This is a genomic window from Luteibacter sp. 1214 (genome assembly GCF_031455395.1).
In the GTDB taxonomy this organism is placed as follows: domain Bacteria; phylum Pseudomonadota; class Gammaproteobacteria; order Xanthomonadales; family Rhodanobacteraceae; genus Luteibacter; species Luteibacter mycovicinus.
Genome location: NZ_JAVDSQ010000001.1, coordinates 326,433 through 351,789 on the forward strand (window position 1 = coordinate 326,433; position 25,357 = coordinate 351,789).

The 25,357-nt window shown below is 65.1% G+C and carries 18 protein-coding genes; 3 read left to right on the top strand and 15 right to left on the bottom strand.

Translation table 11 applies throughout. The annotated features are described in order from the left end of the window. From J2X57_RS01480 to pilV, 6 genes are read right to left on the bottom strand one after another with little or no spacing between them, the layout of a single operon-like run. A complete protein-coding gene (locus J2X57_RS01480) occupies nt 1-618 on the bottom strand; it encodes a GspH/FimT family pseudopilin (RefSeq protein WP_309862923.1) in 618 nt (205 codons plus the stop codon). A 5-nt stretch (nt 619-623) separates the two neighbouring features. After that, nucleotides 624-1,052: a type IV pilin protein gene (locus J2X57_RS01485; RefSeq protein WP_309862926.1), complete on the bottom strand. Its 429-nt coding sequence runs from the start codon at nt 1,050-1,052 to the stop codon at nt 624-626. Between the two features lies 1 nt (nt 1,053). Then, nucleotides 1,054-4,998: a PilC/PilY family type IV pilus protein gene (locus tag J2X57_RS01490; RefSeq protein ID WP_309862929.1), complete on the bottom strand. Its 3,945-nt coding sequence runs from the start codon at nt 4,996-4,998 to the stop codon at nt 1,054-1,056. A gap of 11 nt (nt 4,999-5,009) precedes the next feature. Continuing rightward, nucleotides 5,010-5,597, bottom strand: a complete 588-nt coding sequence (locus tag J2X57_RS01495; RefSeq protein ID WP_079519847.1) for a PilX N-terminal domain-containing pilus assembly protein — start codon at nt 5,595-5,597, stop codon at nt 5,010-5,012. Beyond that, on the bottom strand, nt 5,594-6,922 hold the full coding sequence (locus J2X57_RS01500; protein WP_309862933.1) for a PilW family protein: 1,329 nt from the start codon (nt 6,920-6,922) through the stop codon (nt 5,594-5,596). Before J2X57_RS01500 ends, J2X57_RS01495 begins: the two co-directional genes overlap by 4 nt. Further along, complete coding sequence (gene pilV, locus J2X57_RS01505) at nt 6,919-7,410, bottom strand: type IV pilus modification protein PilV (RefSeq protein WP_197056456.1); 492 nt, start codon at nt 7,408-7,410, stop codon at nt 6,919-6,921. Before pilV ends, J2X57_RS01500 begins: the two co-directional genes overlap by 4 nt. A 465-nt stretch (nt 7,411-7,875) precedes the next feature. Between pilV and J2X57_RS01510 the strand changes: the two genes are divergently transcribed. Continuing rightward, nucleotides 7,876-8,211 carry a hypothetical protein gene (locus tag J2X57_RS01510; protein ID WP_309862937.1) on the top strand — a complete coding sequence of 112 codons (336 nt, stop codon included), beginning with the start codon at nt 7,876-7,878 and terminating at the stop codon, nt 8,209-8,211. Nucleotides 8,212-8,232: 21 nt separating this feature from the next. On the opposite strand, the gene J2X57_RS01515 is transcribed toward J2X57_RS01510, so the two are convergent. Genes J2X57_RS01515 through J2X57_RS01530 form a run of 4 tightly spaced genes read right to left on the bottom strand, consistent with a single transcriptional unit; the run spans nt 8,233 to nt 17,229 of the window. Continuing rightward, complete coding sequence (locus tag J2X57_RS01515) at nt 8,233-9,630, bottom strand: efflux transporter outer membrane subunit (protein WP_309862940.1); 1,398 nt, start codon at nt 9,628-9,630, stop codon at nt 8,233-8,235. Then, complete coding sequence (locus J2X57_RS01520) at nt 9,627-12,899, bottom strand: efflux RND transporter permease subunit (RefSeq protein ID WP_309862943.1); 3,273 nt, start codon at nt 12,897-12,899, stop codon at nt 9,627-9,629. Before J2X57_RS01520 ends, J2X57_RS01515 begins: the two co-directional genes overlap by 4 nt. Next, the gene (locus tag J2X57_RS01525; RefSeq protein WP_309862946.1) at nt 12,896-16,009 is read right to left on the bottom strand and encodes an efflux RND transporter permease subunit; all 3,114 of its coding nucleotides are present in this window, start codon (nt 16,007-16,009) and stop codon (nt 12,896-12,898) included. Before J2X57_RS01525 ends, J2X57_RS01520 begins: the two co-directional genes overlap by 4 nt. Then, entirely contained in the window at nt 16,006-17,229 is a 1,224-nt protein-coding gene (locus J2X57_RS01530; protein WP_309862949.1) for an MdtA/MuxA family multidrug efflux RND transporter periplasmic adaptor subunit, read from the bottom strand. Before J2X57_RS01530 ends, J2X57_RS01525 begins: the two co-directional genes overlap by 4 nt. 186 nt (nt 17,230-17,415) lie before the next feature. On the opposite strand from J2X57_RS01530, the gene J2X57_RS01535 reads away from it, so the two are divergent. Together J2X57_RS01535 and J2X57_RS01540 are read left to right on the top strand one after the other, a co-directional pair. Further along, nucleotides 17,416-18,141: a response regulator transcription factor gene (locus J2X57_RS01535; RefSeq protein WP_309862952.1), complete on the top strand. Its 726-nt coding sequence runs from the start codon at nt 17,416-17,418 to the stop codon at nt 18,139-18,141. Continuing rightward, nucleotides 18,138-19,463: an ATP-binding protein gene (locus J2X57_RS01540; RefSeq protein WP_309862955.1), complete on the top strand. Its 1,326-nt coding sequence runs from the start codon at nt 18,138-18,140 to the stop codon at nt 19,461-19,463. The genes J2X57_RS01535 and J2X57_RS01540 overlap by 4 nt, the downstream gene beginning before the upstream one ends. Here J2X57_RS01540 and J2X57_RS01545 read toward each other — a convergent pair whose 3' ends face one another. The 5 genes from J2X57_RS01545 to cyoC form a co-directional block, all read right to left on the bottom strand. After that, a complete protein-coding gene (locus J2X57_RS01545) occupies nt 19,464-21,335 on the bottom strand; it encodes a hypothetical protein (protein WP_309862958.1) in 1,872 nt (623 codons plus the stop codon). Nucleotides 21,336-21,453: 118 nt separating this feature from the next. Next, on the bottom strand, nt 21,454-23,244 hold the full coding sequence (locus tag J2X57_RS01550) for a peptide-N4-asparagine amidase (RefSeq protein WP_309862962.1): 1,791 nt from the start codon (nt 23,242-23,244) through the stop codon (nt 21,454-21,456). Between the two features lie 54 nt (nt 23,245-23,298). After that, nucleotides 23,299-24,141 (bottom strand): tetratricopeptide repeat protein, encoded by an 843-nt coding sequence (locus tag J2X57_RS01555; RefSeq protein WP_139382600.1) that lies wholly within the window; start codon nt 24,139-24,141, stop codon nt 23,299-23,301. Between the two features lie 214 nt (nt 24,142-24,355). Further along, the gene (gene cyoD / locus J2X57_RS01560; RefSeq protein ID WP_309862967.1) at nt 24,356-24,733 is read right to left on the bottom strand and encodes a cytochrome o ubiquinol oxidase subunit IV; all 378 of its coding nucleotides are present in this window, start codon (nt 24,731-24,733) and stop codon (nt 24,356-24,358) included. Beyond that, entirely contained in the window at nt 24,730-25,356 is a 627-nt protein-coding gene (gene cyoC / locus J2X57_RS01565; protein WP_309864346.1) for a cytochrome o ubiquinol oxidase subunit III, read from the bottom strand. The genes cyoD and cyoC overlap by 4 nt, the downstream gene beginning before the upstream one ends. Nucleotide 25,357 lies beyond the last annotated feature (1 nt).

Below are 25,357 nucleotides of genomic sequence, written 5' to 3' on the forward strand. Positions count from 1 at the left end.
TCAGGGCAGACAACTGTCGGTGCTCGCGAGCTTCGTGGAGGCGATGCCGCCGTAAGGACTGACGCCGATGCGTGTGCCCGGCAGGCGGGTCGTATTTTGCCCCAGGACGCTGCCCGGCTGACCGGAGGGCATCGCGCACAGGACGAAGGCCACCGGTTGGCCGGCGTTGGTGCGCGACGCGACCGCTTCGAGCTGGCCCTGCTGGCCGAAGGTTACGACGCCGGTATCTACGCCGCGTGCGGACACGAGGGTCAGGGCCGCCGCCGCACGCAGGATCTGCATACCGCTGGCAGGCGTGGCGGAATAGGCATCCGAGGCTTTGCTTGTCGCCACCGGGTGGCTGTAGACGAGCCAGCCCGTGTCCCAGGTGGTCGACGATGCGCAGCTGGTGCCGTCCGTGCTCGGACACAGCGAGACATAGGTGGCGCGCAGCACCGCTTCCGTGCGGGCGTATTGCACGGCAGCCTGCAGCTCGTCGACCGCGGCGAGCAACCGGTGGCGCTGGATGCTCGCCCGGAACGACGGCACGGCGATCGCCGCGAGGATGGCGGCGACGACGATCGCCACCATCAGTTCGAGCAGGCTGAAGCCCTCCATGGAACGCGGTCGCGACGGCATGGACATCACCAGCAATTGCCGTTGCCGGTGGTGCCGGTCTGGCCCCTGACGCCGGTATCGGTCAGCGTCAGCGAGCCGCAGACATCCCTGGCCTGGTTGCCGACGGGCACGGCTGTCGCCGTATAACCCTGGCCGGCAAGCGCGTTGACGGTACCGACGGTGACGGACGCGGTGTAGTAACCGCTGTCCGAGGTGGCGGTTGTCGTGGATGCGTAACCGATGGTCGCAAGGTCCGCGTAGATGTTGTGCAGGGCGTAGTAGCGCTCTTCGGCATTGCCGATCGCCAGCAGCAGCTTCTGTCCGTCGGGGCGCCGGGCACGGAAGCCGTAACGCGTGTACGAAGTGAACGCGAGGGCTGCGAGGATCGCCATCACGACGAGGACGACCATGAGTTCGAGCAGGGTGAAGCCGGCCGCGCGGCGTGGCATCTTCATATCAGTTCTCGCTGTTCAGGACGCGCCAGGCACGTCGGCGGGCCGTAGGGATGCTGGTTCCGAACGTGCTGCCCGCGGAGGTCAGCTGGCCAGCCGCGTAGGCGGTGCCGCCGGAAAGGCTGGCCGCCGTATAGAGCGAGCCCGAACTGGCCGCACCCGTGACGTGCGCGCCGGCAAGGGAGTAGCCGGTCCCGAACGACACCGCGCTGCCGATCGAGACACCGATGGCGGCGGCGCCGGTCGTCCCGTCAAGGGCGATGACCGAGCCGGAGCTCGAGGTCGTGCAGGGGTCGTTGGCGGTCGGGATCAACGTGCTGAACGTCACGGTGTTGTTCGACGAGTCGAGCGCAGGCGTAACGACCACGCGTTCACCCGACGGGTTGTTCAGCGGCAGGTACCAGCCCGCATTGGTGGATGCGACGGCTTTGCTGGTGACACCTATCGCCCCGGTCGCGCTGTCCACGGTCATGGTCTGCTGGATCAGCGTGCCCCCGGCGACCGTGGTCGGCGTGGTCACCGCCTTGCCCGGATCGCGGATTCCGTAGAAGGCCTGAGTGGTGGTGTCGGAGGTATCCGCCGTGCTGAGGAAACGACCGGTCCCGAAGATCACCATGAAATACGCGGAGGTCGGGTCGGCGAGGAGTCGCGGGGAGGTCGTGATCGATTGCGCATTGGCGGTGTCCGGCTGGAACAGGAGGCTCACACCTTGCGACTGGGTGGTCGAGGCCAGCGAGGCGGCGGACAGGTCGATCCGCCACACGTTGCCATCCAGATCGCCGGCGAAAGCCACGTCGGCCACCTGATCGCCGTCGTAGTCACCGACGGCCGGCGTGGTGAGGCCGTGACTGGCGACCGCGCCGGTGCCGGTCGGCGTACGGATTTCCTTGAGCAGGGTTCCGGTCTGCGCATCGAGCACGAAGAGCGAACTGTAGGTATTGGATGCGGCGCTGATCGTGCTGCCATCGGGGAAGTAACCGCCGGGGACGAGCACCACCCAGCGCCCGACCGAATTGTCGGTGTTGGTGTATGCCACGCGGGCGATGACCGGCGTGCCGAAGGTGTAACCGAGGTTGGCCGGCGTGCCCGCTGTGGAGACGCTGCTGCTGTTGAATTCCCAGAGCACCTTTTTCGCGACCGCGGCGCTGGAACTCAGCGTCGCCGCCGACGGATCGGTGATGTCGATACCGAACACGCCGCGTCCACCCATGCGCAGCGAGCCGACCAGCAACGTATGCCATCCGGCGGACGAGTTGTTCTGCGCGTTATCGCCGTTGAAGAAAACGTCACCGGTGACCGGGCTTCCATCGACCGTCGGCGTGAAGGCGAATTTATTCAGTCGTGACTGCGCCGGCAGGTTGGCGTAGACGCTGGCCGGTACGTATCCCCAGATTTCCCGTCCGGGCGATGCACCGCTCACCGACGCGAGGCGGGCGTCGAAGGCGTGCAGCATGCCGTCGTTGGCGCCTACGTAAACGGTGGACGGCCGGTTCGCCCAGGTCGCCAGAAAACGGGAGTAGCTGTTGGCGGAACTGTTCTTCAGCGCCACCGCCTCGGGCGAACCGCTGGGGAACGTATCGCTGTAGCCACCCGTGGGCGCGCCGACGAAGGCCGGCTGCGAACCGAACACCGCACCGAGCAGCGACGTACGGGTGCGCAGGGAGGTGCCTTCCAGCGTGCGCACACCACTGAGCCAGTCGACACGCGATGCGCCCAGGCCATCGGTGGTCGCCGTGGAGCCGCTGCCATCGGACGAGTTGATGGCGGCTTGCTCGGTCGCGCTGAGGTTGGCGTAAGCAAAGGCGACGCCGGTCCCTGTGCCCGGTCCGGTACCCGTGGTGAGGATGCGGGGATCGCTGGCGGCGCGCTCGGTCAGCAACGTGCCGGCCGACCAGAGCGTGGTGCCGATGGAACCATCGGTGCCCACGGCCTTGGCCAGCAGCGATCCGCTCCAGTCCGTGGTGTCGTAACCCGCGTAGTAGGCGACGGCATTGGTCGTCAGTACATTGGTGCTGAGGCTCAGCGTCAGTGCGGTGGAACTGCTTGCGATGACGGAGGACAGGATCGTGCTGAGACTGTTCACCAGCGACGTGGGATCCGCCGCGCTGAAGTAGCCACCCCGGCTGTTGAGCGCCGCATGCCAGGTATCGTCGATGTTGGTCGCGCCACCCGACGTATTGGGTGTCGGCCATTTCTTGCCGTTGCTCCCCGTGCGCAGCGCCGCGTAGTCATCCGGATAGGTGAGGCTGCCCGAGATACCCATCGTCACCATGTACTGCGACATGTGCTGCCACGTGGCGGGATCGTTCGACGGGTTGAAATACACCTCCGGGGTGGCGCCCGGGGACGCGGTATTCACCGTGGCGGCGCTGCCGGTGATGCCTGTCGTCAGGTCGGGGTAGTAAGCCGGAACGTTGTCCTTGAGGTCGCTGCGCAGGTCATTGGCCCAATAGGCAAACGCGATGTCCGCGAGCGAGGGATTGGTCGTGCCGGTCTGATTCCAGAAGATTCTCGACGTACCGTCGCTGATCGAATAGGACGTGCCGTCGGGAAGTGTCACCGCCTTGTTGTCGTTCGGGCTGACCGTCGACGGGTTGTCGCCGTTCCAGTAACCGTCGGTGACCAGCATGTTGAAGTTCTTGCGGCAGGATAGCTCGCCGGGCGTGCTGGTGCTGCCGTTCCAGTAGGGGTCCTGCGACGTCGGCGAGGTCTTCAGTGTACGTTTGAAGAACTCGCCGGCGGCCACCGTCGCGACGCGCGTCGGCGTGCCGCCGCTGGCGGGAGCGCCGTACAGCCAGTTCATGAACTGGCTTCGCCAGCAGCTGTCGCTGGTGCTGGTCGCCGTACATCCCGTCGTGGCATTCGCCAGTTCGAGAATCTTGCTCGTGGACGCCAGTGGGCCGTACGAGGGGCCGCTATAGGAACCCGTGGTGTTGTAGCTGCCGCTGGCCGACTGGCTTTGCAGCGTCTGCCAGGCGACGCGCACCGCGCCGTCGCCGATGCTGCCGAAGACGCGGCCCACGGCGGCACGGGCGTTGAGATTGCGCGTGCGATAGAAGCTGTACCAGTTGGCGAAGTTCTGCTGGGTCGCCGCCGATTCGTTGGCGACCAGATGGTACGTACAGGTGCTGTCGCTGGTCGCCGAGGTGCAGACGTAATAGAAACCACCCTGGTCGTATGTGGTGGACGTCTTCGTCGTCGTGGTGGCGACGCTGCAAGTGGTCGTCGTCGTCTTGTTGTTGCCTCTTCCCGAGGTTGTTGCCGTGCACGTATAGGTTGAGCTGCTGCCGTCGCTGCCCGTGTATGTGTGGGTGCCGGTGGTTCCGTTGGCGCTGCCGCAACCGGTGTTCGTGCAGGTCGAATTGGCGGTCGACGTCGTCGTCGTCGTGGTCGCGCCACGTACGGACGTCGGGATATCCATCTGGCTGCACGAGCCATTGTCGTACCAGGTAGTCAGTTCGTTGGCGTCCCTGGCGCAGGGCGAGTTGCCCGCCAGCGTATTGGCCAGGAAGCCGGCGTAGAAGGCCGTGCTCAGATCGACGACGTTCGGCGCGATATATTTGCCACTCGAGGGAGCCCAGCACTTCTTCGTCAGTGTGTTGGCGCAGTAGCCGTCACGCCACGCCGCCGTGAACGTGGGCGTTCCCAGCGGGGCACCCGTCGCGTCCGGCGGTACGACGTAGGTCACCGTGGGATCGAAATAGATCGGGTTGCCGTTTGCCGAGTAGTACACCTTCGTGGCGTAACTCGCATCCATCGCGTCGGGGATGGCGGTGGAATTCATCGAGCCCGAGTCGTCGAAGGTGACAACGATATTGGGCGCCACCTTCGAGGTGACGCCGGGAGGCGTCGTGCTCAGTGTCACCGTCGTGGCCGCGGCCGGCATGGCGACGAGAAGGCATGCAAGCGCGCTGAGAGCCATGCGCCGGATGAAGGAGGGCAGGGACATGATCGAATCCTTCAGCTCAGCGTGCAGGCGACGAGGTTGGGTGTGACGAAAATACTTTCGACGACACGGATCGTGTTCGGGCTGCCGCCGGTGGCACGCGCCGTGATCCGGTACAGGTAAAACCTGGCGGTCGCGGTGCCGCTGGAGCCCGCTTCCTTCGCCGCACTGGTGGCGTTGTTGGGCGAGAGATCCTGACCGAGGTATTCGACGATGTACCAGGGATTGCGGGCCATGACTGCCGTCGACAACGCCGCGTCGGAGGACGCGGTCGTGTAATCGATGCTGACGCCCGCTCCCTTGTATTCGGTCGCACCGTCGGTAAGCCAGATCGAGGACTGGCGGAAGGCCGAGACCTTCGGACTGATCGTCGCGGGGTTGCTGGAGTTGTAGCAGGCGATCCCGCCTGCGCCACTGAACAGGTTCCATTCGACACCGCGTAGAGCGTTCTCCGCGGACCATTCGGCCTGTTGCGCGTTGCGCAGCGCGCCCGCCATGCGCTCCTGCAGGAGCGAGCGTCCGGACGTGCTGATGGCGACGATCGTCAGCAGCAGGAGGAAGATCATGGCCAGGACCAGTACCGCACCGCGTTGCCGCTTCATGGGTTGTAGTTCCTGACCGCGACGAGCGCCGAGAACTCGCGTCGAAGCATGTGATTGTCGAAACCCTGCTGGCTGGGCATCACGGCGCGGGCGCTGTTGTCCGGCGCCGCGAGTCCGGTGACCGCACTGTCGCCGTAGTACTGGTACTGGAGGTCGGTGGAGGCCAGCCCGTACTGGGCAACCTGGCCGTCCATCAGTATGTGCACCTCGATGTCCTGGACGGAACGCCACAGGCAGCCGGGATCCGTGCCGGTGACCGTGACCGTCGACGACGCGCACGACGTGGCGCTGTCGATCTGGGCGGCCGTCTGATAGCTGGTGTTTCCCGAGGCGTCCATGACGCCATACAGGAAATCGAGACGTTCGACGCCGCGCACGACCTCCGCGCTGACTCCGTTCACCCGCTTCATCAGCGCGCCCGTCGTATGCCCGTTGTTGTCGTCGACAACCTGCAGGTAGTAGCTGACCGTGACGAAGTCACGGTTGAAATCGAAGAGCCTGGGCATCACGCCCGAGGGTTGTGTCACGGATGCGTAGTTACTGGCAGCTGGCGTGAAAGTCGCGCCGGAGGCCGTTACCGCGAAGATCTGCGACGCGTTGCAATCGGACAGCATCGCCAGATCGCCCGCCGTGTAATCGGTCAGCGGTGGCTCGCCGGTCTGCGGCGCGATGGTGAAACTCGTGACGGTCCTGCCGCTGAGGTTCATCGTGCTGTGGTTGCCGTCGAGCGCCCACCCGCGTGAGCCATCGAGGTAGCGCAGCGTAAGCACGCTGCTTCCCAGCACCCGCTTGCCGACCTCCGTGCCCTGAGCGGGGAGAGGCGAGGTGTCGCCCGAGGTCGACGGGTCTCCCGGCGTACACGTGCTCACCGTGCAGTCGTAGCCGCGCAGGGAAAGAAACGGCGGCATCGCGAACGCGGCAGTCGGCGAGGCGGGGTAGGTGTTGCTGCCGCTGGTCGACGCCCAGGTGGTCGTGTCGTCATGCAGCGCGGATTGAAGGGTGGCGCCGGACACCAGCACCTGCGGTGCCCTGAGGTAGCGGTCGAGGGACATCACACCGTTCGACAGGATGGATGACTGCCCGCCCATGTTGTTGCAGTACTGGGCGTTGGTCATGCGCAGGTCCGTCGTCAGGGCGGTCATCGCGAAACGACCTTCTTCCTGCAGTTTCGCGAGCTGGGTCTGGACCAGGCTGCTCTGCGACGTAACGAGGAAGACATTGACGATACCGACCGCGACCAGCAGCCCGAGCGCGAGCGCGACCATCAGTTCGATAAGGGAGAGTCCTCGCGACGTGCGTGCGCGCAGGGGCGAGATCCCGGTCATGGCTGAAAATTCCACACGTAAGTCCGTGTACCGGCGTCCTGATGGGAGCTGTCGCCGGCCGCGCGCTCAGTCCAGTTGATACGCATCACACAGTTGCCCGCATAGGGTGGGCGGACCAGCAGCTGCGTGGCATTCGCCGTCGCGCCGTTCGTACACCCGATGGATGCCGTGGCGTTGGGAAGGAAGGTGGTGAGCTGCGTGCTCCACATCGACTGGTCGCGCAGCGCGATTTTAGCCGGCGGACATGCGCTGGCCTTATTGCATGTCTGTGTGATCGAGAGGGGATAGGACGCGGAGTTGTAGCTGCCGGACCAGACGCCAAGCGGATTCGCACGCATGCGATCGGCCATGCTCATCGCTAGAAATTCGGCCTGGGTGCGCTGGTAACCGACCTGATTAGACCGGAACGATGTGATCAGAAGGCTCGATAGTCCGATGAGTCCGACACTGAAAACCAGCACCGCCATCAGCACCTCGATCAAAGACACGCCCCTGACATGTCCTGGCGAAGCCATACTTCCCCTTGCATTTAAATCGAAATAAATCGGGGAAATGCTAGCTTCGCAATGATGGAGTGGCAACGAGGTGTGACCTTTTGCCGCCAGTACATATGCGTAGTCCGCATTCCGTGATGGTGCGATGCGCGCAATCTAGTAAATGAGACCATGCATGAAACAGCTAAAAACACGGTGCGAATATGCAAATGCTATAGCGCGTTTTTTTGCGTCCGCGAGATGATTCGATATTCGCCAGGTTTCGGTCGTCACGTCTGAAATCCGTCGCGCTCTCACGAAAAATCTCATCAGCATCGTGAAATGCCACGACAGGTTGCGATTTCCTGCCGGAAGAGCGGCTTCCTGCGGCAACGACCTGGATTTCACCGCGGCTGCACCGGTGCGGGCAAAAGATCGAGCCCGGACAACACCTCGGCCACGGAGCCGAAGGAGGGGCTCGTGCGTATATTCCTGTGGATAGGCATCGCTGCGGCCGTGCCAGCCGTCGGCTGGGCACAGTCGTCATTCACCGAGGCCCGCGAGCACCGCGCGACGGACGATGTCGCCATCAGCGCCTGCGGGGATGCCGTGAATCGCGAGGTGCGGTCGCGCAACGCCATGGCCAGTCAGGTCGAGGTCGACGAGGCGCACGCATCGCCCGCTACGGAAAGCAGGACCGACATCGCAGGCGGAGGGCATCTTCGCGACGGATCGGGCGGCACGCGTAAGTTTACGTTCCGCTGCTCATACGATATTCGTGCGGGCAATACCTCGAACGTATCGGTGTGGCTCTGACCCGCGGGACATTCAGCGACCTCAGGGCGCCCTGGCCATGTCCGCCGTCGACCAGCCACCACCGAGGGCGCGGATCAGGCTCGCCGTCGCCACAAGGCGCTGCTCGGTGATCTGAAGGCTGCTCTGTTCGGCTGAGAGCGCGGTGGCCTGGGCCGTCACGACCGTGGTGTAGTCGACGGTGCCCGCCTGGTATTCGTTTGTCGCGATCGTTTCGGCCTGCCGTGCGAGGCGCAGTGCCTCATCCTGCGCGACCGACTGCTGCGCGAGCACGCGCAGGTTGGACAACTCGTCCTCGACGTCCTGAAAGGCGGCGAGCACGGTCTGCCGGTAACTGGCGACACTCTGGTCGTAGGCCGCGCGCGCGGCTTCGACCGTGGATCTGCGCTGGCCACCGTCGAAGAGGGTCTCCGTCGCCGTTCCCGCCAGCGACCAGAGCTCATTCGGGGCGGACAGGAGCTTGCCCAGACCCGAGTATCCGGCTTCCGCCGACAGGTCGATGGTCGGGTAATACGCCGCCTGCGCCACACCGATCTGGGCGCTCTGCTGCTGCATCCTGCGCTCCGCTTCCGCGATATCCGGCCGGCGCTCGAGCAGTGCGGAAGGCAGCACACCGGCCACCTCCGGCAACGGCGTGTCCAGCGCGGCCGCCGGAATGGTCAGCTCGGCCGGCGCTTTGCCGACCAGCAGCGCGATCGCATGTTCGTACTGGTCACGCAGGCGCTCCGCGCCGACGAGGGACGCGCGGGCCGTGGCGAGAGTGGTCTGTGCGGTGATCACATCCGAACGTGCCACGGTGCCCGCGTCGTACTGGTTCCGCGCGATGCGCTGGCTGCGCTCATAGGCATTCACCGTGCGCTTGTAGAGCACGATGAGCGAGTCCTGATAGCGCAGTTCGAAATAATCGGTGACCAGCTCCGCCTGCGCGGAGAGGGTGAGGTCGGCCAGTTCAGCCGCGCTTGCCTGCGCGGAGGCCGTGTCGCTCTCGATCTGCCGACGGGCCTTGCCCCACAGATCGGGCTCCCACGTGCCCGACGCGGTCGCCGCGCGGCTGGTGCTGTTGCTGCGCGCACTGTGCTGGCGGCTGGCGGTCGGCGCTAGGTCCACCGTGGGCGACAGTCCGGCGCGCGCTTCGCCCACGACGGCTACGGCCTCGCGATACGCGGCTTCGTAGGCTTTCAGGTTCTGATTGTCGATGGCGACACGGGACACGAGCCGATCGAGCAAGGGATCGCCATAGACGCTCCACCAGGGACCGCGCTGCGCCGCGTCCTTCGGTTGCGCCGCCTGCCATCCGGCCGGCGCCTCCCTGAACGCGGCCGGGGCCGGTGCCGACGGGCGTTCGTAATTCGGCCCGACGGCGCAGGCACCGAGGGCGGTGCTGATCGCTGCAACGAGGAAGATGGGGGTCAGTCGGTTCATGGACGGGTATCCGGCAGGGCCGCGCCGGGGAACGCCCGGTGCCAGAAGCCCAGCGAGCGATGGCGGAAGCGGTCGAGGTAGAGGTAGACGACGGGCGTCGTATACAGCGTGAGCAGCTGGCTGACGACGAGACCGCCGATGATGGAGATGCCGAGCGGACGGCGCAGCTCCGCGCCCATACCGTGATCGAGCACCAGAGGTAAGGCGCCGAGCAGGGCGGCGCAGGTCGTCATCAGGATGGGGCGGAAGCGCAGCAGACAGGCACGCTCGATCGCCTGGAGCGGTTCGAGCCCTTCGTTGCGTTCGGCTTCAAGGGCGAAGTCGACCATCATGATCGCGTTCTTCTTGACGATGCCGATGAGCAGGAACACACCGATCAGCGCGATGACACTGAATTCGGTACCGGTCAGCAAGAGGGCCAGTACGGCACCGGCACCGGCGGACGGCAACGTCGACAGGATCGTCAGCGGATGGACGTAGCTCTCATAGAGGATGCCCAGAACGGCATAGACGGCGAGCAGCGCGGCACCGATCAGCAGCGGCATCGTGGCGATGATCGACTGCGACTTGCCTGCCGTGCCGCCGAACGACCCACGCACGGACACCGGCATGCGAATGGCCTGCGTGGCTTGCTCGATGGCCCTGGTCGCATCCGCCAGTCCATAACCCGGCGCCAGGTTGAACGACAGCGTGGTCGCGACGGCCTGGCCCTGGTGGCTCACCTGCACAGGCGTATTGCCGGTGGCCAGCGTGGCGAACGAGGAGAGCGGAATCATGGTGCCGGCCGTCGTGCTGACCGCGGAGCCGCTGGAGGCGCTTCCGCCGCTGGTCGCGATCGAGTTGGTCGCGGCGTTCGTCGCCGCGGAGGACGTGGACGTTGCGGATGTACTCGCCGCACTGGTGGTGTTCGACGTGGCATTGGTCGACGACGTGCCGCTGGCGGCTTCGCCCGACGTGCCGACGTAGATGCCCTTGATCGTCTCGGGATCCTGCAGGTACCGCGGCGCGAGTTCCATGACGACGTGGTACTGGTTCTGAGCCTTGTAGATCGTCGACACCGTACGCTCGCCGTAAGCGTCGTAAAGCGTCGCGTCGATGATGTCGGGTGTCAGGCCGAGCCGCGCGATGGTCGGGCGGTCCAGCACGACCCGGGTCTCGAGGCCGCCGGTCTGCTGGTCGGAGTTCACATCGGCGAGCATCTTGTTGGACTTCAGTGCGTCGAGCAGCTTGTTCGACCAGACACTCAGCAGCGCACTGTCATCGGACTGCAGCGTGTACTGGAACTGCGCGAAGCTCTGTCGGCCACCGGCGGACAGGTCCTGCATCGGGAACATCATCAGCCGGGCACCGGGAATGTTCGCCAGCTTCGGGCGCAGCCGGGCGATGACCTGTGCCGCCGATGCCGTCCGCTCCTCGAGCGGCTTCAGCGCGACAATGACGTTGGCCGTGCTGGTACCGCGGCCGCCGGTGAACCCGACCACCGTCTGCACGGCCGGATCCGCCTGCACGATGGCCTGCGCTTCGGTGAGCTGGGTGCGCATCGACTGGAACGACGTACTTTCGTCGGCGTTGATGCCGCCTATCATCAGTCCGGTGTCCTGCTGAGGGAACAGGGTTTTCGGAATGATCGTGAAAAGCACGACGGTGGCGCCGATGGTCAGAAAGAAGGTAAGTATTACCGCCAGCGGGTGCCTCAGCGCGATGCCGAGCGTTCGCGCATACAGGTCGTGAACCGCCTGAATGCGTCGTTCGATGAAGCGACTGACGCGGCCCGGCCGCTTCGGCGTCGTTTCGTCCTTCAGCAACAGCGCGCACATCATCGGAGTGGTCGACAAGGCCAGCACGAGCGAGATACCGATGGCGACGGACAGTACCAGCGCGAACTCACGGAACAGCCGTCCCACGATATCGCCCAGCAGCACGATAGGCAGGAATACCGCGATCAGCGACACGCTCATCGACAGCACGGTGAAGCCCACCTCTTTGGCACCGGTCAGGGCCGCCTCGACGCGAGGCATACCCGCCTCGCGGTGACGCGTGATGTTTTCCAGGACGACGATGGCATCGTCGACCACGAAACCCGTGGCGATCGTCAGGGCCATCAGCGACAGATTGTCCAGCGTGAATCCGCAAAGACGCATGATCGCGAACGTCCCAAGGATCGACACGGGCACCGCCACGGCGGGAATCAACGTGGCTCGCCACTCGCGCAGGAAGACCAGCACGACCAGGACTACCAGGACCACGGCGACGACAAGCGTTTCTTCGGTATGCGACAGCGAGGCGCGGATGGTGCTGCTGCGATCCGCGGCGATCGTCATATGCGTGCCGGCGGGGAGGGCGGCCTCCAGCTGCGGCAGCACCTTGCGGATACCGTCCACCGTGTTGACGATATTGCCGCCGGGCTGTTTGAAGATAAACAGCATGATGCCCTGCTTGCCATTGACCATGCCGACGTTGCGCAGGCTTTCCACCGAATCGTCGATCTCGGCGATGTCCTTGAGGTAGACAGGTCGCTGGTTGCGCCAGGCGACGATCAGATCCCGGTAGTCGCTGGCCTCGGAGACCTGGTCGTTGGCGTAGAGCTGGTAACGGAGCTTGCCCTCGTTGACCACGCCCTTGGCGCTGTCGGCATTGGCGGCGGACAACGCGGCACGCACGTCTTCCAGACCGATGCCGTACTTGAACACCTTGCCGGGATTGATCTCGACGCGTACGGCGGGCAACGAACCGCCGTTGAGGTCGACATTGCCGACGCCCTGCACCTGAAGCAGACGTTGCTCGAGAATGTTCGAGGCCTGATCGTAAAGCTGGCCGGTAGTCAGCTTGTCCGAGGTCATCGACAGAATCATGATCGGCGCATCGGCCGGATTGAACTTCCGGTAAGTCGGGTTGGCCTTGAGACTGGCGGGCAGATCCGCGCGGGCCCCGTTGATCGCCGCCTCCACGTCGCGTGCCGCGCCTTCGATATCGCGGTCCAGACCGAACTGCAGCGTGATGTTCGACGAGCCCAGGCTGCTCTGCGACGTCATCTCCGTCACGTCCGCGATCTGGCCCAGCCGGCGTTCGAGCGGAGCCGCCACGGTCGACGCCATGGTGTCCGAACTGGCTCCGGCCATCTGCGCCTGCACACGGATGGTCGGGAAGTCGACGTTGGGCAGCGGTGCCACCGGCAGCAGACGGAAAGCCAGGACACCGGCCACGGCGATGGCCGCGGTCAGCAGGATGGTCGCGACCGGGCGCCGGATGAAGATCGCGCTGAGGTTCACGATTGGCTTGCCTCGTGACCGGGCAGGCCGGCGCGATAGTGACGGAACCGCTGCGCGGCAAGGTCCAGCACCAGATACACCGCCGGTGTGGTGAACAGCGTCAGCAGCTGGCTGACCAGCAGGCCCCCGATCATCGCCACGCCGAGCGGATGGCGCAGCTCGGAACCGCTGCCATGGCCCAGAGCGAGTGGCACGGCCGAGATGAGCGCGGCCATCGTCGTCATCAGGATCGGGCGCAGGCGCAGCAGGCAGGCTTTGTGAATGGCCTCGCGTGGGCTGAAGCCTTCCTCGCGTTCGGCGGCCAGTGCGAAGTCGATCATCATGATCGCGTTCTTCTTCACGATACCGATCAGCAGGACGATACCGATGATGCCGATGATATCGAGCCCGGACCCGCTGATCTCCATGGCCAGCAGCGCTCCGATTCCCGCCGACGGCAGCGTCGACAGAATGGTGAGCGGATGGATGAAGCTCTCGTACAACACGCCCAGCACCACGTACATGACCAGGACCGCGGCCAGCACCAGATACAGTTCGTTGGACAGCGACGACTGAAACGCATCGGTCGCGCCCTGGAAGTTCACACCGAAGCTCCCGGGCAGGCCGACGGTCTTACGCGCCTGATTCACGGCGTCGACTGCCGCGCCCAGCGACGCGCCGGGCGCCAGGTTGAACGATACGGTGGTGGCAGGGAACTGTGCGAGGTGGCCGATCTGGTTCGGCTTATGTGTCACCACGACTTTTGCGATCGAGCTCAGCGGGACCTGTCCCGTCGTGGCGGTGGCCGAAGGCAGATAGATGGAATCGAGCGTCTTCAGGCCGCGCCCGAGCGTCGGATCCATTTCGAGGATCACCCGCATCTGACTCGACTGGGTGAACACGGTGCTGACGATGCGCTGGCCGAAGTTGTCGTAGAGGGCATTGTCGATGGTCGCCAGCGTGATGCCGAAACGCGCGGCGGTGGCGCGGTCGACCACGACCGTGGCCGCGAGGGCGTTGTCCTGCAAGTCGCTCGTCACGTCCGCCAGTTCGGAGGACTTGCGCAGCTCGGCGAGCAGCTTCGGCGTCCAGGTGGACAGTTCGTCCAGCGACGGGTTGTCCAGGATGAACTGGTACTGGGTGGCGCTGACCTCGGTATCGACGGTCAGATCCTGTACCGGCTGCATGTAGAGCGTGATGCCGGCGATTTTCGCGGCGTCCTTCTGGATGCGGCGGATGATTTCGTCGATGGAATCGTCGCGCTGATCCTTGGGCAGGACGTTGATCTGGAAACGGCCCGAACTCAGTGTCGTGTTGGTTCCGTCCACGCCAATGAAGGAGGACAGGCTGACGACGTCGCGATCCTTCAGCAGCACCTCGGCCAGCGCCAGCTGACGCTTGCGCATGTCGTCATAGGAGATCGACTGGGATGCCTGCGTGATGCCCTGGATCACCGAGGTGTCCTGGCTCGGGAAGAAGCCCTTGGGGACCACGATGTAGAGCAGGACCGTCAGCACGATCGAGCCTGCTGCGACGCCGAGCGTGATCCACTTGTGGTCGAGCGCCACGGTGAGAATGCGGTCGTAGCCGCCGATCACGCGATCGAACCATCCCGGCCGCTTTCCGGCGTCGGGCTGTTTCGGCTCGGCCGGATGCTGACGAAGCAGCCGTGCACACATCATGGGCACCAGCGTCAGCGACACCACGGCGGACAGGACGATCGTCACCGCCAGGGTCACGGCGAACTCATAGAACAGTCGGCCGATGACATCGCTCATGAAGAACAGCGGAATCAGCACCGCCAGCAGCGACACGGTCAGCGAGATGATCGTGAAGCCGATTTCTTCCGAACCCTTCAGCGCGGCATCCAGCGGACGCATGCCTTGTTCGATATAGCGGCTGATGTTCTCGATCACCACGATCGCGTCATCCACGACGAATCCGGTGGCGATGGTCAGCGCCATCAGCGAAAGGTTATCGAGGCTGAAGCCCCACAGGTACATGGCACCGAACGTGCCGACCAGCGACAGCGGCACGGACAGGCTCGGGATGATGGTGGCGCGGACATTGCGCAGGAACAGGAAGATGACCATGACGACGAGCGCCACCGCCAGCGCCAGCTCGAACTCCACGTCCTGGACCGACGCGCGAATGGTGGTCGTGCGGTCCGTCAGGACGGCCACATGGACGGACGAAGGCAGTCCGGCGGTCCACCGGGCGAGCGACGACTTGATGTTGTCGACCACCTGGATCACGTTCGCGCCGGACTGACGCTGAACGTTGAGAATGATGGCGGGCGTCGTATTCATCCACGCCCCGAGTTCCGCATTCTCCGATCCGGCCACGACCGTGGCGACGTCCTTCAGCTTGACCGGGCGGCCGTTCTTGTACGCGATGATCGTCTCGAGGTAGTCAGCCGGATCCTGGATCTGGTCGTTGGCATCGATCGTGTACGCGCGTCTGGGGCCGTCGATGCTGCCTTTGGGCGTGTTGACGTTGATGTTGTCCAGCGTGGTGCGCAGATCGTCGATATTGAGACCGTAAGCGGACATGGCGCGGATGTTCGCCTGCACGCGGATCGCCGGCTTGTTGCCGCCACTCAGCGTTACCAGGCCCACGCCGGGAAGCTGGGAGATTTTCTGGGCGATACGCGTATCCGCCAGCGTCTGCACCTGGGTCAGGGGCAGGGTGGGTGAGGTGATCGCCAGCGTCATGATCGGCGCGTCGGCGGGATTCACCTTCGCATACACCGGCGGTGCGGGCAGGTCGCTGGGCAGCAGACTGTTGGCCGCGTTGATCGACGCCTGCACTTCCTGCTCGGCGACGTCCAGGGTCACGGCCATGTCGAACTGCAGCGTGATCACCGACGCACCCGCCGACGAGCGCGACGACATCTGCTTCAGGCCCGACATCGTGCCCAGTTGCTGCTCGAGCGGCGCGGTGACCGCCGAGGTCATGACGTCTGGACTGGCACCGGGATAGAACGTCTGTACCTGGATCGTCGCGTATTCGACGGCCGGCAGGGCCGAGAGCGGCAACGAGCGCCATGCGACGAGGCCGACGATGAGCAGGGCGGCCATCAGCAGCGTGGTCGCCACCGGCCGCAGGATGAAGATGCGCGACGGATTCATGGGGCGGCCGTGGCGGCTGCCTTACCGGAGCCCGACGCCTTCTTCTCCTCCGGCACGACGACTCTGGCACCGTCACTGAGGTGATCCGCACCGTCCACGACCACGACATCGCCCACGTTCAGTCCGGAGGTCACGGCCACGTTGCCGTCGGCGGAAGGACCGGTCGTGATCTTGCGCAGCGATACCGTGTGGTCGCTCTTGAGCACGTAGACATAGGTGCCCGGTGTACCGGTCTGCACGGCCGTCGTCGGCACCGTCACGGCATCGCGCAGGGTGTCGACCAGCAGCGACGCGTTGACGAATTCGTTGGGAAACAGACGCCCGTCGGGATTGGCGAACAAGGCACGCAGCTTCACCGTGCCGGTGCTCGTATCGACCGCGTTGTCGATCGTATCCAGGGTGCCATCGGCCAGCTTCGTGCTGAACGTACGGTCCCAGACGGACACCGGCCGCGGCTTACCGTCGGCCGACGGCTTCAGCACGGCGGCCAGCGAATCTTCCGGCAGCGTGAACACGACCGAGATCGGATCCATCTGGGTCACCACCACGACGCCATCGGTGTCCGACGAGGTCACGTAGTTGCCGACGTCCACCTGGCGAAAGCCGGTCCTGCCGTCGATCGGAGAGGTGATGCGCGCATAGGTCAGGTTGAGCTTCTGCGTGTCGACCTGGGCCTGATCCGTCCGCACCGTGCCTTCGTACTCGTGCACCGAAGCGATGGCGGTGTCCACCGTCTGCTTCGATGTCGAGTCCTGTTTCATCAGCTGCTGGTAGCGCCGCAGATCGAGGCGCGCGTTTTCCAGCGTGGCCTGATCCTTCTGCAGCTGGCCCTGATACTGCGCCAGGGCGATCTGGTAAGGACGCGGGTCCACCTGCGCGAGTACGTCGCCCGCCTTCACCGTCTGGCCTTCGCGAAAGGCGATGGAGGTGAGGTAGCCGCTGATCTGCGCCTTCACGGTGGCGGTAGCCAGCGATGTGACCGTGGCGATCGATTCCAGCGTGACCGGGACGTCGGCCCTGGTGGCCGTCGCCACGCCGACCGAGGTCGCCGTCTGCTGTGCACCCGGACCTCCCTGATGGCCGCTACCGCCCGTACCCGACACCACCCGCCACGCGATGAACGCGGCGATCAGGAGTACGACCGCGACGACGGATACCCAAAGGCCGACGCGACGGCGTGACGGGGTGGAGGAGGATTGCGGTTCGGTGCGCGGGTGCATGGCGGGCCATCAGGGAGATTCGGATGGTCGACACGGTGACACCGGACCCTTGTTATAACAATGCATCTTGTTGATATCAAAACACATTTACACAGTGTGTCAGTATTTAAACAAACACCGCATTCGCTGGTTATCCGCCTCGGCGATGCCGCAGAATATCGACGAACCGCAAAAAGGCAGGGCGCGTTGGCCACTCCGCACATTCTCCTGGTCGAGGACGACCCCGGTATTCGCCAGCCGCTGGCTGACTTCCTGCGAGGGAAGGGGTTCGTCGTCTCCGAAGCCGACAGCGCTGAAGCGGCGGAGCCGCTGCTGGCACGCGGCGATGTCGAGGTGATGCTGCTCGACGTCATGCTGCCCGGGGAGGACGGGCTGTCGTTCTGCCGGCGCATGCAGGCCAGGGGTTCGCCGCGGATCATCATGCTTACCTCGCTGGGTGAGTCCACCGACAAGGTGGTCGGTCTCGAGCTGGGCGCGGACGATTACATGACCAAGCCGGTGGATCTCCGTGAACTGGTCGCGCGAATCCGTGCCGTGCTACGTCGACCCATGGCGGCCGATGCGCCCACGGTTGCCGCAAGCGGCGCGGATGGCCTGGTGCTGCGCTTTCAGGGATTTACCTTCTTCCCGGCAAAACGCTTTCTGCGCAGCGACGCGGGCGTGCGCATTCCGCTGACAGGTACGGAGACGGATCTGTTGCTCGCGCTGTGTCAGCATCCGCGCGAGGTGCTCTCGCGTGACGAGCTCATCGGCCTGACCCGTGGCCAGGGCTTCCCGATCTCCGCGCGCTCGGTGGATCTGCTCATCAGTCGGCTGCGTCGCAAGCTGGCCGGAACCGATCCGCTCGACGATCCCATTCGCACCATGCGTTCGGATGGTTATGCATTTCAGCGCGATGTGACCGCCGGATGATCGGCCGCTTCTTCCGCAGTACCGTCGGCCAGATTCTCTTGATCACGGCCAGTTCGTCGACGGTCACCTTCCTGTTTTCCCTCGCGCTGTTTTCGTGGCTTTACCCCAACGCGCCACCGCGTCCACCGTGGCCGTGGTCGGTCGCCTTTCGTATCGAAAGTCTGGTGGACGGTTTGCGTGGCGTCCCGGAGCGCGATCGCGCCGCGTTGCTGGCCGGCGTGCGCTGGCCGCTTACCGAGGCCAGACTGGCGATGGCGGCATCGGTGTGCGATGCGTTATCCAAAGACACGCGTGAGCTGGAAGCGGTACTCCAGGACGACCTTGCCGCCACGAGCGGGAAGGTCAGCGTGCGCGAATGCAGCGATGCACCGCTAGAGACCCGTGTGCAGATCCTTGTCGGCCTGGGCGAGCAGACGCTTGCGGTGCGGACGCATGCCGTCAACGGCACCCGTCGACGGCTGACCTTCCCGTTGGTCGGGGCACTCGTGTTCCTGGGTGTCGCGGTCGTTCTCATGTCCGTATGGGCGGTATGGCTGGTCATCCGTCCGTTGCGGCGCCTGTCCGATCAGGTCACGACGTTCGGTGAACAGATGTCGTTCGTGCCACTGGCGGAAGAAGGTCCGCTCGAGATCCGGCGTGCCGCGCACGCGTTCAACCTGATGCAGGAGCGCGTAACGCGCTCGATCCAGGACCGCACCCGCATGTTGGCCGCGATAAGTCACGACATGCGATCGCCGTTGACCCGCATGCGTCTCCAGCTGGACACGGCGGAACCGACACAGATGGTGCAGAAGCTGTCGCGCGAGACCATCCTGATGCAGGACATGGTGACCTCCGCACTCGGCTATCTAGGCAACCGGAGTTCGTCGGAAGCCTTCGAGCCGCTCGATCTGGCGGCACTGTTGCAGACGATTTGCGACGAGTACGCGGATGCCGGTGTCGAGATCCACTACACCGGGCCGGATGCCCTGACGGTCGTCTGCAAACCGAATGCGATCCAGCGGGCGGTCGGCAACCTGCTCGAGAACGCGATCGCGTTCGGCTCGCGCATCGATGTGATCGCCACATCCGCCGGCGACCAGGTGGCGGTGACGATTGGGGACGACGGCCCCGGCATCCCGGCTCATCAGCTGGCCGAAGTGATCGAGCCCTTCGTCCGGCTGGACCCGTCCCGTAACGCGCGACCGGGCAGTCTGGGCCTTGGCCTGTCGATCGTCAGCGACATCGTGCAGGAGCACGGCGGCCGCCTGACGCTGTCGAATCGCGTGGAAGGGGGGCTGCTCGCGCTGATCGAACTGCCCCTCGTCGCATCCGCCCAGTGATCAGTCCAGGCCGATCCAGCGGTGCGTCTCGGCCATGTTGAGGGCGAGCCTCGGGCTACGGCGGGCGACGCGCTCACGCTTCTCGCGGTCGGCGCGGACCGTCGGCCACGCGGCGAGATACGCTTCGAGTACCGCCGGATCGCCTTCGTATTTCGCGATCGTCGCCGGTGTCGCGGAGCGCAGGGCCACCGCGCCGTTGTAGCCGCCGAAACCCTGCGTGGCGCAGATGGCGCCACCGTCCGCGTTGCCGTCGGACGGGTCGGCCTGCAGATGGAAGTGCGCCGCGACATCGGCCAGGTCGGGGTCTAGCCGGCGCAGTGTCGGGACGCCGGGCGCCTTGCGGCCGAGTACGAACTGCAATGCCTGAGACAGCGCCTTCAGGCCGGTCTCGCCCATCGTGTGACCGTCGCCGACGGCCTTCGGCGTGCCCACGAAGAGCTTGGGCAGACCACCCTCGACACCCTGCCGCTGCGCCGCGCCGCGTAAGCCAGCCAGTGCGGTGCCGAGGTCGGTCTTGGAGTTGGTACGCGTGCCCGTCGCGTGCGCCGCGAGGTACTGGAAGTCGTGCACGCTGTAACCATGGCCGGCATGGGCCATGTCGAGCGCCTGTACCAGCGCGTTCTCACCGCCGAAGCCGACACCGGCGAAATGCGCCTTGCCACCGGCTTCCGCACTCTGGCCCCAGCCGACGATGATGGACGTAATATCCAGCTGGTTGACGAGGGCGAATTCCAGGGTCGTCACCAGCAGACCCGAGCCTCCGTGGCCGACCACGGTGCCGTCGGCATCGATGTCGAAAGGCGCGAGCGAATCGTGCACGCTGCGTACATTGCCGTCGTCGTGCGCGGCGTTCTTGGCGGCCAGTTTGTCGCCGGTCATCAGCGCACCGCCGCCGAACGCCTCGAGGATGCCGAAGCGTGGCTGCAGGGCGGCGTCGGCCGCGGTAAGGAGCACCATCTGCGGCTTCTGAAAACCGGGGTAGTCGAACAGCAGCTGCGGCGCGATGTCCGCCAGCGCGACCAGACTCGACGCGCAGGCGCCCACGGCGGTCATCGGCGCCTGCGGGACGCGCATGAAGCCGACATCGTCGGAGCGCAGCGACTCGCGCAGTTCCGGGTTCTTCAGAACGCGGCTGATGCTGTACGACGGCGACAGCATGGTCGAGACGAGGGCAGGGCCGTGCGAACCCAGCGAGTGCGCCAGCCGGACCGCGAAGGTGTCCTTCGGAAAACCGCCTTCGGGCAGCGGCGCATCCGGACGCAGCCACTGGCCCAGCGCTTCGTTACCGCCGAATGCCGTCGCTGACGCCACACGGAAGCCGAACGGGTTAGGGACCAGTTCGGACAGCGGGCGCGGCAGACCGGCCAGCGCGCCGAGCGCGCCATAGGCGAACAGCTGGGCCTGCAACGACGGGCTGAGCAACGGATCATCCTGGAAAAGACCGTGCATGTCCTTGAGCTTCGACGCGCGGATATCCTCGTATCGCAGACCGGCGAGGCGACGCAGTCCGACGGTCTCCAGATCGTGCGGCAACGGTGCGGCGATGTCGGTTACCACGCGCGGCGCCAGTTCGCGCACGTTGGGGACATGGCGGATGCCGCTGTTGGCGCGGAGACTGTCGCCGTGCAGGCGCTTCAGTTCGTCCAGCGTGACAGGCTCACCTGCGTGCTCGCCCCCGGCCCAGCGCATGCCGTCCGCTGCGCTGGCGGATTCCGGATCGATCTCCACGAGACCCGCGTCGAACGCGGCCAGCGGAAGGAATTCTTCCGACCGGGCGACGAGGGCCTGATAGGTTTCCGTCGAACCGACGGCCGACAAGGTGCAGGCCGTGCCGACGGTGACGAGGACTTGATTCGTTTTCAGGATAGCCATGCCCGGACGGGTACCGATACAGATGAATTCCCCATTATAGATCCGAAGACGCCACCCGTATCGACACATCCCTGTGATAGGGAGCCGCAATGACGGCGGGCTCCCACCACAGCCTGGTTCAGAAGAGACCCGGGTCTTCCGTCCGTGACGTATCCGGCGATCCATCCGGGTGTGTGAACCACAGCACCTGGTTACGCCCCTTCGCGCAATCGCCGCCATCCGTCGCCGCGGTCAGTACGCCTGTCGCGGTCGCGATATCCCTTCCGTAGCAACTGCCAAGGTTGTCCTTGAAGCGGAACACCTGCGTGCTGCGCTGGCCGGTGTGGCTGGTCACCGCACCGTCCGTGAAAACCAGCGTGTCCGCGGTATCGATGCTGTTGTCCACGTCGCTGCGATAGAGAACGAGGCTGCCCAGCTTCTTCGTGAACTGCCTCGAATAGCCCTGCGTAACAGCGCTCGGCGCCGTCGCGAAGTTGCCGGCCGCGTCGAACGTGTAACGGAAACTGGCGACCAGTGGATAATCGAAATGCGCCTCGCTGGTGACGGTAACGCCGAACGGACCCTGCCGTGTCTTCGTCGTGCTGTCGACCGTCGACAGCTGATCGATGCGCTGGTCATACCGCGATGGGTCGATGGCGAAGGTCTGGGTGTTGCGGAAGGCCACCGTCTGCGTCACATCGGTGGTGACCCTGCCGTGAGACGTATCGACATAGCCCGCGGTGCGGAAGCGACGCGACGCCTGGGTGGCCACCGAGCCCGCGACGACTCCCGCGTTGTCGGTCAGCCGGTTGTCGACCGCGGCGACGGCTGCCTGACCCTGCAACGTATTGGCCGTGACGCTGCCCGTGAGAACCTTGCGACCGCGATCGAGATAGACAAAAAGGTTGCCCGTCACCGCGAAATAGCCATTGGCTCCCGTGACGCCGATCGCCACCGCATGCGCCTTGCCGTCATTGAGCAACGCGGCGAACGGTGTAAGGTCCACGCGATAGGGCAGGAAATTGAGTGTCTGCACGCCCGGCGTGGGCCGCCACATGTACGGATCGATGCCACCGGTGAAGATCCACGGATACACCGGCGCGACGCCTGCCGCGGTTCCGTCGATCGATACCTGCACCTCGCGGTACGAACCGCCGCCGCAGCTCTGAGCCTCCTCAGCCAGCGCATCGGGCACACAGGAGTACCAGAACTCGTCACCACCCTGGCCCTGGGCGAAGACATCCAGGTAGGCGCGCTCGACGTTCGTCGGCAAGGTCAGCGTGCGTGAGAGGACGTCCGCGCCGGTGTTCAGGGTGACCGGACCGCCCGCCGTGCCGTCCGATAGCGGGAATACCGCATCCGGGGCATCGACCTTCGGTGCCAGTACGTTCGCGGGATAGAAGACCAGCCGAGCCGAGCCACTGATCACACCGGTATAGGTTCCGTCGACGACGTTGCCCAGGATGGCCTGACCCGTCTGCGCATCGCCGAGCAGACTCGCGAAGTCGCTGACATCGCGTTCGATGTGCCAGCTCGGCGAGACGGCGGCTGACGGTTCCTGCGTGGTACCGAAATAGATGTTCGCACCGCCGAGCCACAAGGACGCGGTGCGGTCGAACTGCCTTCCGGCGGTGACGGAGAAATCCGCTTCCAGCACGACCTTCGACCACGACTTGCCGCAGCCCACCGGTGGCGCATACGTATACGGGTGGTTGGAGAAGTCGGTAAAGCTGAAACCCTCGAACAGCTCGACCGTGCACGCCTTGCCCGGCGGCCTCGGTACCGCTGGGTCGGCTACCGCGACGTTAGCGGAACCGACATTGAAACCCGGCGCCGTCGCTGCGAATGCAGCGGGCGCCGTGTTTACCATCATGCAACCGAACAATCCCACCCACAGGCCTTTGCGGCCCGCCCCGACGATGACAGCCATGCGCCCGTTCTCCCGCGACAAACTGCCCCCTGCGCGGGAAACGTAGCATAGGTTTTACCACTGGTTATCGTCGAAGCTCCCGCTGTCGCCCGAATCGCCCTGATCCCACGAGCTGTCGTTGTTGCCCATGTCGATCGGATCGTCGCGCAGGTCGTCATACGCCTGACCGGACGGAGAGGCGTCCTGCTGCGGCGGTGGATTGGCGAAGCCCGCCTCGCGCGAGGTCTCACCCGAGCCGTGGCTACGGAACGCCTCGTCGAGCAGGGCGCCCGCGGCCAGACCACCCAGACCCGCGGCCACCGCGGCACCGGCGCCCGACGAGGGAGCCTGCGGCGGGTAACCGTAGTTCGGCCCATAACCCGGACCCGGGCCACCGTTCATGGGCGAACCATAAGGCGCGCCGGCGAAAGGCGGCGCAACATCACGGCGGCGGCGAGACCACAGGAAGGCGATGAGCGCGATAACTCCTGCGCCGATCAGAAGTCCGGACCATGGAAAGGACGCCTCCTTCGGAGGTGCCACCGCCGGGGCACCGCCGTAAGCCGCCTGGCGGGCAGCCGGGCGACTGGCCGACGGCGGCGCCATGGCCTGGTTGAGTTTGCTCTGGAACTGCTGGAACCGGGCGGGATCGGTGAAACGGGTCGCCGGATCCAGCGTGGCGGCCTTGTTGGCTTCCGCCCGGGCCTCACCGATGTTGCCTTCGTGCGCCAGGACTTCCGCCAGCACGTAGTGCGCCTTGGCGCTCTGCGGGTGTTCCGAAACGGCCTCACGCAACGCCGTCTCGGCGGCGGGGAAGTCGCCACGGGCGATCATCGCCTGGACGTCCTTCGGCGAATCGCCGGCGCTGGCGGCCGCGGCGACAAACATCAGGCTAAGGGCAAGCAACGTCTTTTTCATGTGTGTGTCCGAAGCGCGGGATGGCGGTTTGAGTCGCCGCACGACGGAAAGTTCGTGCGAGGCGTCCTGTTCCGGATGTGCGGACGCCACGCCTGAAGATCAATCGCGGCGACGTGCGGCGAAGTGTAGCCACGCCCCGAAGCAACTTCTTGCGAACGACATCCCTCCGTTCATGTCGACGATCGCTCCCGGTCCGCCCCGGCCCGACGGACACTCAGTGCATCGCGCCCATGCCGCCCGGCGCTGTGGGCATCGGCATCATGTTGACGTCCAGGTGATACATCACCCAGATCGAACCGACGATCGTCAGAACGACGATGATGGCCGTGAAGAGGGTCGCCATCAGCGTCCATCCGCCCTCGCTCTTCGTGTCCACATGCAGGAAGTAAACGACATGGACGACGATCTGGACCATGGCGAAGGCGAAGATCGTCAGGGCCGTGGCGCTGCCGCTGTGCAGTCCGCCGCTCATCACCAGCCAGAAAGGAATCGCGGTGAGCAGAACGGCAAGGGCGGAGCCGGTGATGAAACGTTGCTTGTTGCCGTGGCTGTGGCCGTGGTCGGCGGGATGGGCGGCGGCGGAAGTGGTCACCGGATGACTCCATACAGGTAGACGAAGGTGAAGACGCCGATCCAGACGATGTCGAGGAAGTGCCAGAACATCGACAGGCAGACGATGCGGCGGCGGTTCTCGACGCGGAGGCCTCGCTGACCGATCTGGATCAGCATGGTCACCAGCCAGATCAGACCGAATGCGACATGGGCGCCGTGGGTCCCGACCAGCGTGAAGAACATCGAGAGGAAGGCACTGCGCTGGGGTGTGGCGCCCTGGGCGACGAGTTCGGCGAACTCGTGCATCTCGACGCACAGGAAGCCGAGGCCCAGCAAGCCGGTGATGACGAGCCAGAACATCGTCCGCTTTACGCGATCCGACTCCATCGCCATCATCGCGATGCCGAAGGTGATGGACGACGCCAGCAGCAAGCCGGTATTGAGAGCGACCAGCGACAGGTCGAACAGCTGCTTCGGGCCGGGGCCGCCGGCATAGTTGCGGCCGAGCACGCCGAACACCGCGAACAGCGAGGCGAAGATGAGCGCATCGCTCATCAGATAGATCCAGAATCCGATCAGGGTGGCACCGCCACCGTGTGCGTGATCTTCCGTGGCGACGAACCAGGTGCGGGTGGCTACGGGACCGTCGTGGCGGCTTGGCATG